The following is a 14227-nucleotide window of genomic DNA, read 5'->3' as shown; positions in this document are numbered from 1 at the left end:
CGATTCCTGATTCTGACTACGCCGATTGCGATTATTCATAAGAGCCAGCACCACCTCGTTCCATTCCCTATCCCCAAGCAGAGGCTCAGGACGAGGGCGCCAACTGGGCGATACGTTGTTCCAGCCAGCTGCTGGAGGCCGCACCGAGATTGCCGTGCAGCTGGGCGTTGCGATAGGCATCCAGCGCCCGCTGGCTGTGGCCCTGACCATCCTCGGCCACGCCGAGCCCGAGCCACCAGCGGCCCTGATCCGGTTGCTGGCGCAGCAGTTTGACATAGAGCTCCGCCGCCTGGGCATTCTGGCCCAGCTCCTGGGTCAGCCCGGCCCAGGTCGCGTAATAATCCATGTTGCTGGCGAGCTCCGGTTGATAGCCGGTCAGCCAGCCGAGCGCCTTCTGGCGATCCCCCTCGCCGATGGCCACCCGGGCCAGCAGCAGGCGGAAATCGGCCTGCTGCGGCGCCAGTCTGAGCCCCTCTTCCAGCACCTGGCCGGCCTCGGTCAGGCGACCTTCGCCGTAGAGCAGGCCCGCCAACTGCTCGCGCGCCCCCTGATTGTGGGGATCATGGGCCAGCACCTGGTAATAGTTGTCCTGGGCCTCCCGCATCTGGCCCTTGGCCATGGCGGTGCTCGCCTTGCGCTCGGCCAGTGCCGCCAGCTCGGGCTCGGAGAGATCCACGGTTTCTATCTTCAGCACCCCCGGCTTGCGCGGCGGTGCGGCGGCGATCGCCTCCTGCTCGGCGGCCAGCTCGGCCTGCAGATCCGGTTGCAGCTCCTCATCGCTCGGCACGACCTCGTCGTCCGCCATCTCCTCGGGCTCACCCTGAGGCGTCAACGATTCATCGTCAGCGGCTGGCAGAGCCTCCAAGGCCTCGGGTTCGCTCGTCTCGGCCGCGTGCGTGTCCGCGACTGTCGCGGCCTCCGGGGTCGACAGGGCCAACGCCGCCGACACCGGCATCACGGCAGGAGCCGCTACAGAGGAAGGTGCTGATTTTGTGTGGCTGACAGCGCCAGATGACTGCGAAACCTCGGTCATGGCAGTGGGAACCTGCACCCGCGGGCTCTGTTGCGAGTAGATCCAGGTGCGCCAGCCGAGGATGCCGATGGCCAGCCCGCACAGCAGGGTCAACGCCAGCATCCACCAACCTTGCCGGTGTACCGGTGCCACATAGACGGCGGACTCGCCGCCGCCCTGACGCTGCTCCAGATCCCTGAGCATCTGATTGATCACGCTCATGACCAGACTCCGTAGGCCAGGGCACCGCCCAATAACAACAGCAGCGGCCACCAGCGGATGAAAGAAGGACGACTGGCATCGTCGGTGTCGCGGATGGCGAGGCGCACCAGTCGGCTGCCGATCCGGCGCTCACCGCGGCCATAGGCCAGCATCAGGCACTTCTGGGCCAGCACGTTGATGAGCCGGGGCACCCCGCGCGACGCCCGCCACAACAGGCGCAGGGCGCGGCCATCGAACAGGGCCGCGCCGCGATAGCCGGAGACATGCAGCCGATGCTCCACATAAGCGCGGGCCTCGTCAAAGCGCAGGGCGCGCAGGCAGTAAGAAAAACCGATGCGCTGGCGCAGCTGGCGCAAATGGGGTTTGGCCAGCCTGGCATCCAGCTCGGGCTGGCCGAACAGCACTATCTGCAGCAGCTTGCTCGACTCCGTCTCCAGATTGCCGAACAGCCGGATCGCCTCCAGGGTCTCGTCCGGCAGCGCCTGCGCCTCGTCGATCAGCACCACCACCCGTTGGCCCTGCTGATGCAGGGCGATCAGGTGGCGATGGATGCGATCCGTCAGATCCAGCTCGCTGCCATCCCGCACCGACAAGCCCAGATCGAGCGCCAGGGCGGTACGCAGCTCCGCGGGGCTGAGGTGAGGATTGGGCAGCCAGGCGAGGCGCACCGGCCTCTGCTCGGAGCCGAGCTCGGTCAGCAGCTTGCGACACAGCAGGGTCTTGCCGGTGCCCACCTCACCGGTCACCTTGATGAAACCCTCTCCCTGTGCCAGCGCCCAGTTCAGCACCTGCAGGGCCTCCTCATGGGGCGGCAGCCCATAGTAGAAACCGGTGTTCGGCGTCAGGCCAAAGGGGGCCTCCTGCAATCCAAAGTGACTCAGGTACATGAGGCCTCCTGTGGCCCAGGGCGGTGCATGACCAACGAATGCGCTGTCATGGCTTAGCCCTTGGACGGGTACCATTTGTCGAGCAGTTCGGAGGAGCGCTGCAGCTCCTTCTGCCAGGTGTCGTTATCCACCACGGTCGGCTTGAGCAGGATCACCAGCTCGACCTTCTGGGTGCTCTCGCTGCGGTTGGTGAACGCCTCGCCGACCCAGGGAATGTCGCCGAGCAGCGGTACCTTGCTGACGACCTCTTTCTTGTCGGTCTTCATCAGGCCGCCGATGACGATGATGTCGCCGTTGTTGGCCTGCACCACGGTATCGGACTCACGGATCGAGCTCTTGGCGAGCGGCAGCACCAGCGGAGCGGCGGTGCCGACGTCGATGGTCTTTTTCTGCTCCTCGGTGTCGATGACGGAGGGGTGGATGTGCAGCAGCACCCGGCCCTGTTCGTCGATCTGCGGCGTCACGTCCAGCGCGATGCCGGAGAAGAAGGGGGTCAGCTCCACATTGGGGGTGACGATGGGGGCCGAGTTGCCCGAGGTGGTGGTGGTGGTGGAGGCGTTGGTGACGAAGTATTCGTCCGTGCCCACCTTGATCACCGCCTTCTGGTTGTTGGTCGCGGTGACCCGAGGGCTGGAGAGAGTGTTCACGTCGCCCTGGGTCTTGAGCAGGTCGACCGCCACCACGAAGTTGCCATCGGAGATCTTGAAACCGACGCCACCCCCGATGGCGTTGAAGATGGGGTTGCTGGCGCCGACCTGGTTTTTGCCAAGGGAGCCACCTCCGATGATCCCCTTGTTACCATCCCAGCTGGCGGAGAGACCGCTCCAGTCCACGCCCTGCTCGTAGCCCTCGTTGAGGGAAACTTCCAGGATCCGCGCCTCCAGCACCACCTGACGCTTGAGGTGCTCGCCGGACTGATCCAGAAAATCGCGCACCGCCTTGAGCTCCTTCGGATAGGCCCGTACCGTGACCAGGCCCGCCTGTGGGCTGGTGATGACGGCCCGGCCCTCGCCGGTGCCGATCAGCGTCTGCAAGGAGTCGCGTAGATCGGTCCAGTAGTCGTTGTTGCTGTCCGTCTCGATCCGGGTGCCATTGCTGTTGTTGCTGTTACTGCTGTCACCGTTGGAGGAGGAGCCCTGGTTGTTGTTGCCGTTATTGCTGTTGTTGCTGCCGTCGAAGCTGTTGTTATTGCCGTTGTTGTTATTGTCGTTCGCGGTGACGCCGCCGGTGCTGACCGAGGTGCGGGAGAGGCCGCGGCGGGCCATCATCAGGTAGTTGACCGGTATGGTCTCGGTGCGCAGGCCGGCCGGATAGACGTGGAACACGTTGCCCTTGCGCTGCACATCGAAGCCGTACATGTCTCCCACCACCGCCAGGGCTTCCTGCAGGGTCACATCTTTCAGCTCGACCGAGATGGAACCTGCCACCCCGGGGTGTACCGCCACGCTGTAGCGGGATCCCTTGAACAGGGAGCCGAAGAACTCGACGGCGTCGACGTCATGGGCCGCGATGCGCAACCGCTTCTCCGGCACCGCCACCGGCTGCTGGGGACGATTGAGCTGCAGCAGTTCGCTTTGCACCGAGGGGGGCAAGGTGGTCAGGGGGGCGCTCTGGTTCTGCTCGGTCATGGCCTGCTTGAGGGCATCCTTGGCCTGCACCGGCTCCGGATGCTTGTAGGTAGTACAACCCGCCATCGCCAGGGCGAGGGGAAGCAGACAGAAATGGTGTTTCTTCATATTTTTTATGCACCTGACTCGCAATTAAACTCGATGACTCTGGCCCGCAGCAGCTGCGTGAAACCGGCTTCAACTTCTGATCTTGCTGCCAAACAGGGTCAACGTCTGGCGCTTCCCCCCCTTCTCCAGCACCACGGAATCGCCGCTGATCGCCACCAGCTGATAGCCGTCGACCCGCTGGCCAATCCGATAACTCTGGCCATTGAGCACCGCCAGCGCCGGACCGTTGCCGAGGATGATGCTCTGCAGCCTGGGCAGGCCGGCCGCCTTGGCGGGGCCCGCTCCCGTGCTGGTACCGGCCAGGGGCGCGGTAGGATCCTGCAGCACCTCGGCCAGGGCCTGCGGGCTCAGCAGACAGCCCCACAATGCCAGCCAGACCAGGCCGGACCGGCTGCCGGGGCGCGGCAGGGTAATAAATCTGGTGGGCCACTTAGCCACGGATAAACTCCTTGCTGGTGCTGAGGGTGTAGATCTCCATCTCCACCGTCGCCTTGGGGTGCTCGATCACCCGGTAGTCGAAGCCTTTCCAGTAGAAGTGGCGCGGCAGCGCTTCCAGTGCCTTCAGGTACTGATAGACGTCGAAATAGCCGCCCTCCAGCTGGAGCCGGATGCCGTGCTTGAACAGGTTGACCTTCTGCTCCCCTGCCATCAATGGCTCTGGCTTCTGGGAGGTGAGCGCCAGCATATGCAGGTTGGTGGAGCGAGACAACAGCGCCTCCAGCACGGCGGGCATCTCGTGAGCCGGGATCAGATCCACCGTCTGGGCCCTGAGCTCCGCATCCAGCCTGGCGAGGCTCTGTTCGGTGCTGCCGAGTTGCTCACGCACCTGTGCATTGGGGTCCCGCGCCAGTCGAGCCTGCTTGCCCTGGTTCTCCAGATCCAGGATCTCCAGATCCCGCTGGGCCGCCGTCAGGGCCTGGCGATCCTGATCGAGGCGGGCGCCGGCGGCATCCAGCCAACCGTAGACGGCGCCGGCGCCGAGCAGGATCACGCCAGTCAGCAGGATCAGCAGCCGCTCCCGCAGGCTGAGGGCGGCGACTCTCTGCGCCCATTCCTGCCACTGTGTTTTCAATTCCATCAGGGTTTCTCCCGCTCGATGCCACTGAGCTGGAAGGCCAGCTGGCCCCCTTTGTCCCGACTCAACGTCAGCTCGCCAAACTGCTTGCCCGCCAGGGACGGCGTCTGCTTGAAGCGATTTACCCAAGCGGGGACATCCTGGCTGCGATCCGCCAGACCGGAGAGGTTGATGTGTCCGTCGTTTATCTCGATCCGCTGCAAGGAGAGGTGGGGATCGCGCAAACGGGCCAGATCGGCCATCACCCCGGCGTAGCCCTGGGATTTTTGCAAGGAGAGGCTGCCCAGCTGTTGCATCAGCCCCTGCTTGGCACTTAGTTCTTCCTGCTTATTGAGGAGCTGCTGCTGCAACTGGCCGTCGGCCAGGTGGCGAGCCAGCTCGGCGTCCAGGCGCTGGGCCTCGCCGCGCTTGATCTCCAGCAGCGCCTGCAGCTGGGACAGCTCGCGGCTGACCCCCTGCTGCTGCCAGGCGTAGAAGAGGCCGATGCCGGCCAGCAACAACAGGCAGCCTCCCCAGATCAGGGCCATCTGGTTGAGACTGGCCCACTGACGCCTGGGCCTGAACTCGGCGCCGTAGAGATTGATATGATGCTTCATCATTCACTCCTGCCGAGGGCGGCGCCGTAAGCGGAGAGATACTCCACCCCGGCCAGCACGGCTTTGTTGGCCATGGCGGACACCGGAAAGCCGAATGCCTGCTCCAGATGGCGCACCAGTACACCGATGAAGGAGGAGCCGATGGCGAGTTGCAGCTGGCCAGGCTCCGGCAGCTTGAGCTGGCCGGCGAGGTAGTCGAGGGAGCGCTGGATCTCCAGCGCCAGACCGTCGAGCAGGTCGCCGTCCGGCTCATGGGCGCCAGTGAGGCTGCCAAAGCCGCGCAGCTGGCGCGAGAAGCAGAGCCCACCCCGATGGAACACCAACAGCTGCAACTCCTGACCCTTGGGCTGCCATAGCAACATGCGCACCGCCTGATCCGCCTCGTAGAGCGCCGTCATGGCCAGCTCGTCGCTGACGATGGCCTCCAGGGTTGCCAAGCCGTTGACCGCATCCGCCAGCTGCTTGACCCGGTTCTTGGGGACGCAGATCACGTTGATACGGGGCCGCCCCGCCGGGGGCGTTGGCAGATCCACATAGTCCATGGCGAGCTGCAATACCGGCTCGTTGACGAAATCCTTGATGGCCCAGGGCAGGGCGCCGGCCATCTCAGCATCGGGCACGGCGGGCTTGTCGATCTGGATCTGCTGATAAAGAGTGGCGGCCAAGGCGACCCGCACCTTAGACTTGGCCAGGCCATGCTGGCCAAACAGCTCGCTCATGGCCTGTGGCCACTCGTGGGGCCCATTGACGGCGCGGCTGGTAAATAAGGGGCGCGGCTCCACACAGGCCAGCAGGATGCGATCGCTGGCCAGCAGCAGCCCAACCCGATGGCCGGGGGCTGAACGTCGGAAAAGTGATTTCATCGAGACCTGCACCTGGCTGCGTGAAACGGGTTAAACCTTAACATAAACAGAATATTAGCCTCCAGACTTATGACAGACGATGCATCGATGACCACTATGCCAAGCCAGAATGAGGCGCTTCTGGCACCCGGCCTGCTCCCCTCGCCACTACACCAGATCCAGCATCCCTTGCTGGATGCCCATGGGGTCAAGCTCTGGTGCAAACGGGATGACCTGATCCATCCGACCCTCTCGGGCAACAAGTGGCGCAAGCTCAAATACCACCTGAAACAGGCCGATGCCCTGGGGAAGACCCACCTGCTGTCGTTCGGCGGCGCCTACTCCAACCATATTCATGCGCTGGCGGCGGCAGGCCTGCGGGCGGGGCTGCGCACCACGGGCATCATACGCGGTGAACCCGAGGCCGTCAGCAACGCAACCCTGAGCGCGGCCAAAGGCTGGGGCATGGACCTCATCTTCGTGGATCGCCAGAGCTACCGACGACGCCAGGATCCCGAGTGGCTGGCCAGGTTCATGGCACCGGACACCCTGATAGTCCCAGAGGGGGGCAGCAGCCCGCTCGCCATCCCCGGGGTGGCCGAACTGGTGGCCGAAGTCCCCTTCTCGCCGGATCTCTGGGTGCTGCCCTGTGCCAGCGGCGGCACCCTGGCGGGGCTCATCGCGGGCAAACGGGAACGGGAGCAGGTGCTCGCCATCGCCGTGCTCAAGGGCGGCGCCTTCATCCATGACGAGGTGTGCCGACTCCATCCCGTCGCCGCCAACACTGCTGGTTGGCGCATCGCGCTGGAGCACCACGACGGCGGCTATGCCAAGTTCAGCCCGGCTCTGTGGCAGTGGGTGCAGGACTTTAGCGCCCAGACCGGTCTGCCGCTCGAACCCATCTACAGCGGCAAGGCGATGTGGGGGCTGTTTCGGGAGCTGGCCGCGGGCCATATCCCCCGTGGCAGCGAGATTGTCTTCATCCACACCGGCGGCCTGCAGGGGCTCGCAGGTCTGAGAGAACAGGGCCGCCTCTGAGGCGGCGGCCCGACAGGGCACTCAGGCTTCGTAGTTGGCCATCACCAGTTGCTGTGGCTCGGCGAACCAGGGACCCTGCCCCGCATGCACCCCGAGGTGGCGCAACATCTTCCACTCGTCGCCGCTCTCCACCCCGACCGCGATCACCCTGGTCTGGGTGTTGGCGCAACCGCCGACCAGGCTGCGCACCGCCATCTGATTGACCTGACGACGGTGGATCTCCCGCACCAGGCTGGGGTGAAGCTTGAGGAAGTTGATCTCGAACTCCTTGATGTATTGGGTGCTCACCACATCCTGACCGGCATGATCGATGGCCAGCTGGCAGCCCAGCATGCGCAGCGCCCGCAGTGGCCGCTTGAGGGCCTCGTAGTGGCGCGTCACCTGGGCCTCCGACAGCTGCAGCACCAGCTTCTCATTGATGCTGCGCGGCAGCTGGAACAGATCGAAGAAGAGTTCGCGCTGGAACTCCCGATTGAGCAGATTCTGGGCGCAAAGCGACAGGCTGACGGGGCAACCCGGTTCCGGATGCTGGCGCAGCAGGCGCAGGGTCCGGGCGATCACCAGCCGGTCCAGCGGCAACAGCAGGCCCGCCTTCTCCGCCATCGGCATGAAGACGCCGGCCTGCAGCTCCCGACCCTGCTCGTCATGGATGCGGATCAGCAGCTCCTGCTGCAGTACCGCTTGACCCGGCTCTTGCTGCACCGGCTGCAGATAGAAATGGATCCCATGCTCCTCGATGCGGCGACTGATCAGGGTCCGCCAGCGCACGGTCCCCTTGCTGCTCGGCTCTTCCCCCAGCGCCTTCTCGTACAGGAACCAACCGCTGTGGCCCTGCAGCCGTGCGCTCTTGAGTGCCAGCTCGGCCTCTTCCTGCACCTTGAGCAGGCTGTCCTGCGCCTGATAACAGACGGCGCCGAGGTAGACGGCGGTCTCGGCATTGACCGCGTCCGGCCAATGCAACCGCAGCAGGCTCTTGAGCAGTTGGTTGGCCCCATCCACCATCTCGCTCTCGGACATGTTGGGCAGCAGCACGGCAAATACCTGGGCGCCGTAACGGGCCTGCAGGGCGCCGTTGTGCTTGCGCACGAAGGTACCGATGGAGGCGCTCGCCTCCATCAGCAACTCCTGGCTCGGGCGCCCGCTCAGCTCGGGATCCAGCTCTTCCAGTCCGGCCAGCTCGATCAGCATGACACCTCCGCTGATCACGCTCGCCTCCATGATGGCGCTCTCCAGCCGGTTATCGAAGAACAGGCGGTTGCCGATGCCGGTGGCCTTGTCGACGAAGGCGTTGCTGCGGATGAAGTTGTCAAACCGGCTGCGCTCCTTGCGAGCATCCGCCAGATCGGCCAGCAGGTGATTGAGCGCCTGACTGGCGGAGACGGGCCACTCGTCGGCAGGATCATGGGCCAGTTTGGTGAGTTTGCCATCCAGGATCAGTTGGGCCCGTTCGGCCAGCAGCTCGGCGCCGCGCAGTTGCAGCCGCAACCAGCGAATGGAGTACCAGAGCCCGAACACCACGATGAAGACGCCGAAGGAGATGCCGGACATGGCCTGCATGGAGTACTCGAACTCCTTGAACGGCCTATCCAGCTTGAACTCGGCCCGCATGCCCGTCTGGTGGGGGATGGCCTTGCTGTAGGGGATCAGCAGACTCTCATCCGTCTGTTGCTGCACATCGCGAAACCAGTAGACCCGTTGCTTGCCCTGACGGATCTCCAGCTCGACCACATGGGTGGCACGCAGTAAGGAGGGCAACCAGCGGGCCAGATCCTGCTCGTCGTCAGCCGCACCCAGCTGCTTGTCGATGATCTCCACCAGGGAGTCGACCCGGTTCTGCTGCATCTCCATTCCCATCTGGCGGAAGCTGAAGACCCCGCCGAGCATCACCATGGTCATGGCCGCTATCACGCACAGCGTAATAAAGGAGACGAGTTGAGTGGTCAGTTTCATGTGCCTTTCCGTAGCGACAGCATCCATATGGCCTCATGGTATCAGCCTTGGCTAAAGCCCGCCTATGGGTGAAGCGCCCGCTTCTGCAATTAAGCGGCCCATCATGTTGGTCGCACGGAGGGAGGGTATCGTCGGGAGAGAGGTAGAAAACGGGGAGGAGGCTGGCTCGCGGGCAGAAAAATGGTCCCACTGTGGGGACCAAAAGAAACACTCAATATCAAAACTAACACTCTGTGCTACTGACAAAAATAGATACAGGAGTATTGAACACACGGTGAGTCAAACCGCACCGCTACTCTAAACCAGTTCAGATAAGCTGGACAATTGTCACTTATGACAGGTCAGCGATTGAATCTTCACCACTACCTCATCACCAATCCATAATTATCAATGAGTTAGCAGGCTGATTCACTAATGTTCCAACCAGAGTCTCAAATCGAACCAGCTAATGGACTATGATGACATACCCTCGGCGCAGCCCCTTTCATCGAGCAGGTCTGATTTGAAACGATTGTCACCCCTCTGGATCAGCCCGTTGCTGTTCACCCTCCCCATCTTGATCTGCCTGTTGCTGAGCCAGCTGGTGAGCAGCGCCCTGGCCCACTACCTGCTGAAGGAGAAACGCGCCGAGATCGAGGCCGCCATGGTGGAGCGGCAGCAGGAGCTGGAGGCGAGCATAGATTATCAGCTGGCCCACTTCGCCCTGGACTGCGGGGAACGGGACATGAGGCTGCTGCGGGATCCCAAGCTCTACAGCCGCCATATACGGCTGCAGGGGCTGAAGCTGGCCTCGGGCAAGGGCTGCTCCAGCCTGGGGCCGGATCTGCCGATCGTCGATGCCAGCAGCCTCCCCGAGCCCGCCGCCGGCAGCTTCGGGTTGACGGCCACCCAGCCCGAGTTCGACACCGAGCAGGAGCTGGTGGTGTTTGCCAGGCAACGGGGAGCCCTTGCCTACTGGATATTGAGCAACAGCTGGAGCCACACCATCCTCAAACGCCCCTGCGCCAACTGCTTCTATCTCGAGCTGGCGCCGCGAACCGCCGTCTCGCTGAACCACCAGCTCTTCCCGCGCGGTGATCAGACCATCAAGGATGAGCCGGGTAGCTATCACCTCGACTTCGTACTGCCCAGCGGCAGTGTCCACCAGACCCTGTGGGCCGGTCAGGCTCTGCAGCAGCATGCCCAGGCACTTGCCTATCGATACGCGCTCTGGATGGGCGGGGTGCTGGGTGCCCTGCTGCTCACCGGCTACTGGCTGCTGCGCAACTACCGGCGCTCCCTCAAGGGATTGCTGCACACCGGGCTGGCACGCCAGGAGTTCGTGCCCTTCTACCAGCCCGTCGTCGACAGCCGCAGCCAGCGTGTCGTCGGCTTCGAGGCACTGCTGCGCTGGCAGCGTGACGACGACGTCACGGCGCCGGGCGCCTTTATCGCCTATGCGGAGCAGCAGGGGCTGATCCTGCCGATGACGGAACAGTTGCTGGGCAAGGTGATAGCAGATCTGCCGCAGCTGGCACCTGAACAGTGGGTCAGCGTCAACCTGGTCGCCGCCCACATCGAGCAACCCTATCTGCGCAACCTGCTGGAGCACCACGACTGGCCCTCCCCGGCCCGGCTCACCTTCGAGCTCACCGAGCGCGAACCCATCATGGACATAGAGACTGCCACCAGCGAGATCTCGGCGCTGCAGGAGAGGGGATATCACTTCAAGCTGGACGATTTCGGTACCGGCTACGGTGGCTTCGCCTATCTGCAGCGGCTCGGCATTCGCCAGATCAAGATCGACAAGATGTTTGTCGACACCATAGGCACCGACGATCCCAAACGCAGCCTGCTGGACGCCATCATCGCCTTCGGCCTGGAATCCGACATGGAGATGATCGCCGAAGGCGTCGAAACCCGGGCTCAGGTCGACTACCTCGCCCAGCACGGCGTCCACCTCATCCAGGGCTATCTGTACGCCCGCCCCATGCCGTTGCCCGATCTGCTGCACTGGCAGCAGACCAGAGGCGGACACTGACGCGGCGCTGGTCTAGCCCCTGAAAATGATTTTCCCCGAACGGGGCAACTGCCTTTATCATGTGCAGGATTCGCCATGGTCCAGCCGGACTTGTCCCTGTCCCCGTCGGCCCTAGCCGCCCTGAGATGAGAACCAATGCCTATGAAGTCATTTATCCGGCAAGAGATTGCCCTGCCCGTTGGCCTGCTGACCCTGCTGTTCTTCAAGACGCTGGGCAGCAACCTGCTGACGGAGGCAACTCCCCTTGCTGTTTACCTGCCGGTATCCCTGGCCCTGCTCGCCGTCGTCACCTGGGCCATCTTCTCCGTCGTGCGCCATTCCGATGCCCTGGCCATCAAGCTGGGCGAACCCTTCGGCACCCTGATCCTGACCCTGTCTGTCATCTCCCTCGAGGTGGTGATGATCTCCTCCGTCATGCTGACCGGCGACCCCAATCCGGTGATGGCGCGGGACACCATGTTCGCGGTGGTGATGCTGGTCACCAACGGCCTGGTGGGCTTCACCCTGTTGTTTGGCGGCTGGCGCTACCACACCCAGAGCTTCAATCTGGACGGGGTGAAATCCTATCTGGTGGCCATCATCCCCCTGGCCCTGCTCTGCCTGGTGCTGCCTAACTTCACCGAAGGGGGCAATCTTGGCAGCATGTCCCGCGCCATGTCCTGGATGCTGATAATCATCTCGGTGCTGCTCTACGGCGTCTTCCTGCTGATCCAGACCCGCAGCCACAGCCACTTCTTCGTTGACAGCGATAACGAGGATCACGAGGAGCACCACGGCATACTGCACAGCAACGTCTATCACACCCTGCTGCTGCTCGCCTATCTGGTGGTGGTCATCCTGCTGGCCAAGACCCTCGCCATTCCCATCAACTTCGGGGTCCATGTGATGGAGGCCCCGGCGGCACTCGGCGGCTTCATCGTGGCCTGTATCGTGCTGGCACCCGAGGCGGTTGGCGCCATCAAGGCGGCCTTCAACAACCAGCTGCAGCGCGCCATGAACCTCTACTTCGGCTCTGTGCTGGCCACCATAGCCCTGACGGTGCCTGCCGTGCTGCTCATCGGCTCCATGCTGGATCAGGAGGTGCGCCTCGGCCTCGACCCTGCCGACATGGTACTGCTGTTCACCACCCTCATGGTGTGCAAGGTGACCTTCAGCAGCGGCCGTACCAATGTGCTGCACGGTGCCACCCACCTGGTGCTGTTCGTGGTCTATTTGTTCCTGATGTTCGAACACGCATAGCCAGATCCAGCTCAGGCCAGATATGAAAAGACCGCCCCTCGGGGCGGTCTTTTGCTATGGACGCTTCATGCTCTGGCTCAGAGGCTAGGCAAGACCCCGGCCGGGATCAGATCGTTGTAGCTGGCTGCCCCCAGCAGGGCGGCGGCAGCCTCGATGTCCGGCGAGAAGTACCTGTCCTTGTCGTAGAAGCTGACCTGGCTGCGCAGTCGTCCCTTGGCGAGCTCGATGAGCTCGGTGCTGCGCAGGGGGGCACGGAAATCCAGGCCCTGGGCCGCGGCCAGCAGCTCCACCGCCAGGATGCCGCGGGTATTCTCCGCCATGTCCGCCAGCCGGCGTGCGGCGAAGGTGGCCATGGAGACGTGATCCTCCTGGTTGGCCGAGGTGGGCAGGCTGTCCACCGAAGCCGGGTGAGCCAGGCTCTTGTTCTCGGAGGCGAGCGCCGCCGAGGTGACCTGGGCGATCATGAAGCCGGAGTTGACGCCGCCGTTGTTGACCAGGAAGGCGGGCAGACCCGACATGCGCGAGTCGATCAGCAGCGCCATACGGCGCTCAGACAGAGATCCTATCTCGGCGATGGCCAGCGCCAGGTTGTCGGCGGCGAAGGCCACCGGCTCGGCGTGGAAGTTGCCGCCGGACAGGATCTCCTCATCCTCGGCGAACACCAGCGGGTTGTCGGAGACCGCATTGGCCTCGCACACCAGCACCTCGGCGGCCTGGCGGATCTGGGTCAGGCAGGCCCCCATCACCTGGGGCTGGCAGCGCAGGGAGTAGGGATCCTGCACCTTCTCGCAGTTGTGATGGGACATGCCGATCTCGCTGCCGTCCACCAGCAGCTGGCGGTAGCAGGTGGCCGCGTCTATCTGGCCGCGCTGGCCCCGTACTTCGTGGATGCGGGCATCGAAGGGGCGGCGGCTGCCGAGCGCCGCCTCCACGCTCATGGCGCCTATGGTGATGGCACCGGCAAACAGATCCTCGGCGTGGAACAGCCCCTCCAGCGCGAAGGCCGTGCTGGCCTGGGTGCCGTTGAGCAGCGCCAGCCCCTCCTTCGGCGCCAGGGAGATGGGCTCCAGACCGGCGATCCTGAGCGCAGCGGCGGCGTCCATCAGCTCGCCCTTGTGCCGGGCCTTGCCCTCCCCGATCAGCAGACAGCTCATGTGGGCCAGGGGCGCCAGATCGCCGGAGGCACCGACGGAGCCCTTCTTCGGCACCACAGGATAGACTTCGGTGTTGATGAGCCGCATCAGGGCTTCCAGCACCTCCAGCCGGATGCCGGAGAAGCCGCGCGCCAGGGAGTTGACCTTGAGCACCATCATCAGCCGCACAGTGGCGTCATCCATGTACTCGCCAATCCCCGCGGCATGAGACAGCACTATGGAGCGTTGCAGCTCGTCGAGCTGCTCCACCGGGATGCGGGTGTTGGCCAAGAGGCCAAAGCCGGTGTTGATGCCGTACACCACCCGGTTCTGCTCTATCACCTTGGTAACTACGGCGGCGGAGGCGTGGATCCCCGGCAGGGCAGAAGAGTCCAGGCTGAGATGAACCGGCTCACGGCTCACGCGGCGCAGCACATTGAGATCGAGTTGGCCAGGTAATAGCTTGATTTCAAACAT

12 protein-coding genes are annotated in these 14227 nt (G+C 63.8%); 3 read left to right on the top strand and 9 right to left on the bottom strand.

The window, feature by feature from the left end; all coding sequences use genetic code 11:
* Positions 1–85: 85 nt before the first annotated feature.
* The 7 genes from BN1124_RS13705 to BN1124_RS13675 form a co-directional block, all read right to left on the bottom strand.
* Positions 86–1234: a tetratricopeptide repeat protein gene (locus BN1124_RS13705; RefSeq protein WP_042642812.1), complete on the bottom strand. Its 1149-nt coding sequence runs from the start codon at positions 1232–1234 to the stop codon at positions 86–88.
* A complete protein-coding gene (locus BN1124_RS13700; RefSeq protein ID WP_042642810.1) occupies positions 1231–2121 on the bottom strand; it encodes an ExeA family protein in 891 nt (296 codons plus the stop codon). The genes BN1124_RS13705 and BN1124_RS13700 overlap by 4 nt, the downstream gene beginning before the upstream one ends.
* 53 nt (positions 2122–2174) lie before the next feature.
* Positions 2175–3857 carry a pilus (MSHA type) biogenesis protein MshL gene (gene mshL / locus BN1124_RS13695; protein WP_042642806.1) on the bottom strand — a complete coding sequence of 561 codons (1683 nt, stop codon included), beginning with the start codon at positions 3855–3857 and terminating at the stop codon, positions 2175–2177.
* Between the two features lie 69 nt (positions 3858–3926).
* On the bottom strand, positions 3927–4238 hold the full coding sequence (locus BN1124_RS13690) for a SctD/MshK family protein (protein ID WP_042643354.1): 312 nt from the start codon (positions 4236–4238) through the stop codon (positions 3927–3929).
* A 49-nt stretch (positions 4239–4287) separates the two neighbouring features.
* Complete coding sequence (locus BN1124_RS13685) at positions 4288–4935, bottom strand: MSHA biogenesis protein MshJ (RefSeq protein ID WP_042642804.1); 648 nt, start codon at positions 4933–4935, stop codon at positions 4288–4290.
* On the bottom strand, positions 4935–5528 hold the full coding sequence (locus BN1124_RS13680) for a PilN domain-containing protein (RefSeq protein WP_042642803.1): 594 nt from the start codon (positions 5526–5528) through the stop codon (positions 4935–4937). Before BN1124_RS13680 ends, BN1124_RS13685 begins: the two co-directional genes overlap by 1 nt.
* A complete protein-coding gene (locus BN1124_RS13675; RefSeq protein ID WP_042642801.1) occupies positions 5528–6391 on the bottom strand; it encodes a type IV pilus biogenesis protein PilM in 864 nt (287 codons plus the stop codon). The genes BN1124_RS13680 and BN1124_RS13675 overlap by 1 nt, the downstream gene beginning before the upstream one ends.
* 96 nt (positions 6392–6487) lie before the next feature.
* Between BN1124_RS13675 and BN1124_RS13670 the strand changes: the two genes are divergently transcribed.
* A complete protein-coding gene (locus tag BN1124_RS13670) occupies positions 6488–7408 on the top strand; it encodes a 1-aminocyclopropane-1-carboxylate deaminase/D-cysteine desulfhydrase (RefSeq protein WP_231553653.1) in 921 nt (306 codons plus the stop codon).
* A 21-nt stretch (positions 7409–7429) separates the two neighbouring features.
* On the opposite strand, the gene BN1124_RS13665 is transcribed toward BN1124_RS13670, so the two are convergent.
* Positions 7430–9358, bottom strand: a complete 1929-nt coding sequence (locus BN1124_RS13665; RefSeq protein WP_042642796.1) for an EAL domain-containing protein — start codon at positions 9356–9358, stop codon at positions 7430–7432.
* Between the two features lie 502 nt (positions 9359–9860).
* On the opposite strand from BN1124_RS13665, the gene BN1124_RS13660 reads away from it, so the two are divergent.
* Entirely contained in the window at positions 9861–11378 is a 1518-nt protein-coding gene (locus BN1124_RS13660; protein WP_042642794.1) for an EAL domain-containing protein, read from the top strand.
* 141 nt (positions 11379–11519) lie between these two features.
* Complete coding sequence (locus BN1124_RS13655) at positions 11520–12617, top strand: calcium:cation antiporter (protein WP_042642793.1); 1098 nt, start codon at positions 11520–11522, stop codon at positions 12615–12617.
* Positions 12618–12694: 77 nt separating this feature from the next.
* On the opposite strand, the gene hutH is transcribed toward BN1124_RS13655, so the two are convergent.
* Positions 12695–14227: a histidine ammonia-lyase gene (gene hutH, locus BN1124_RS13650; protein ID WP_042642792.1), complete on the bottom strand. Its 1533-nt coding sequence runs from the start codon at positions 14225–14227 to the stop codon at positions 12695–12697.

Source organism: Aeromonas eucrenophila, from assembly GCF_000819865.1.
GTDB classification, from domain to species: Bacteria; Pseudomonadota; Gammaproteobacteria; order Enterobacterales; family Aeromonadaceae; genus Aeromonas; species Aeromonas eucrenophila.
This window is presented reverse-complemented; position numbering and strand designations above follow the sequence as displayed.

Bases quoted from the DNA above. Each gene is read 5' to 3' on its own strand.
- BN1124_RS13705 (WP_042642812.1), bottom strand. From the start codon at position 1,234: ATGAGCGTGATCAATCAGATGCTCAGGGATCTGGAGCAGCGTCAGGGC.
- BN1124_RS13700 (WP_042642810.1), bottom strand. From the start codon at position 2,121: ATGTACCTGAGTCACTTTGGATTGCAGGAGGCCCCCTTTGGCCTGACG.
- mshL (WP_042642806.1), bottom strand. From the start codon at position 3,857: ATGAAGAAACACCATTTCTGTCTGCTTCCCCTCGCCCTGGCGATGGCG.
- BN1124_RS13685 (WP_042642804.1), bottom strand. From the start codon at position 4,935: ATGGAATTGAAAACACAGTGGCAGGAATGGGCGCAGAGAGTCGCCGCC.
- BN1124_RS13680 (WP_042642803.1), bottom strand. From the start codon at position 5,528: ATGAAGCATCATATCAATCTCTACGGCGCCGAGTTCAGGCCCAGGCGT.
- BN1124_RS13675 (WP_042642801.1), bottom strand. From the start codon at position 6,391: ATGAAATCACTTTTCCGACGTTCAGCCCCCGGCCATCGGGTTGGGCTG.
- BN1124_RS13670 (WP_231553653.1), top strand. From the start codon at position 6,488: ATGCCAAGCCAGAATGAGGCGCTTCTGGCACCCGGCCTGCTCCCCTCG.
- BN1124_RS13665 (WP_042642796.1), bottom strand. From the start codon at position 9,358: ATGAAACTGACCACTCAACTCGTCTCCTTTATTACGCTGTGCGTGATA.
- BN1124_RS13655 (WP_042642793.1), top strand. From the start codon at position 11,520: ATGAAGTCATTTATCCGGCAAGAGATTGCCCTGCCCGTTGGCCTGCTG.
- hutH (WP_042642792.1), bottom strand. From the start codon at position 14,227: ATGTTTGAAATCAAGCTATTACCTGGCCAACTCGATCTCAATGTGCTG.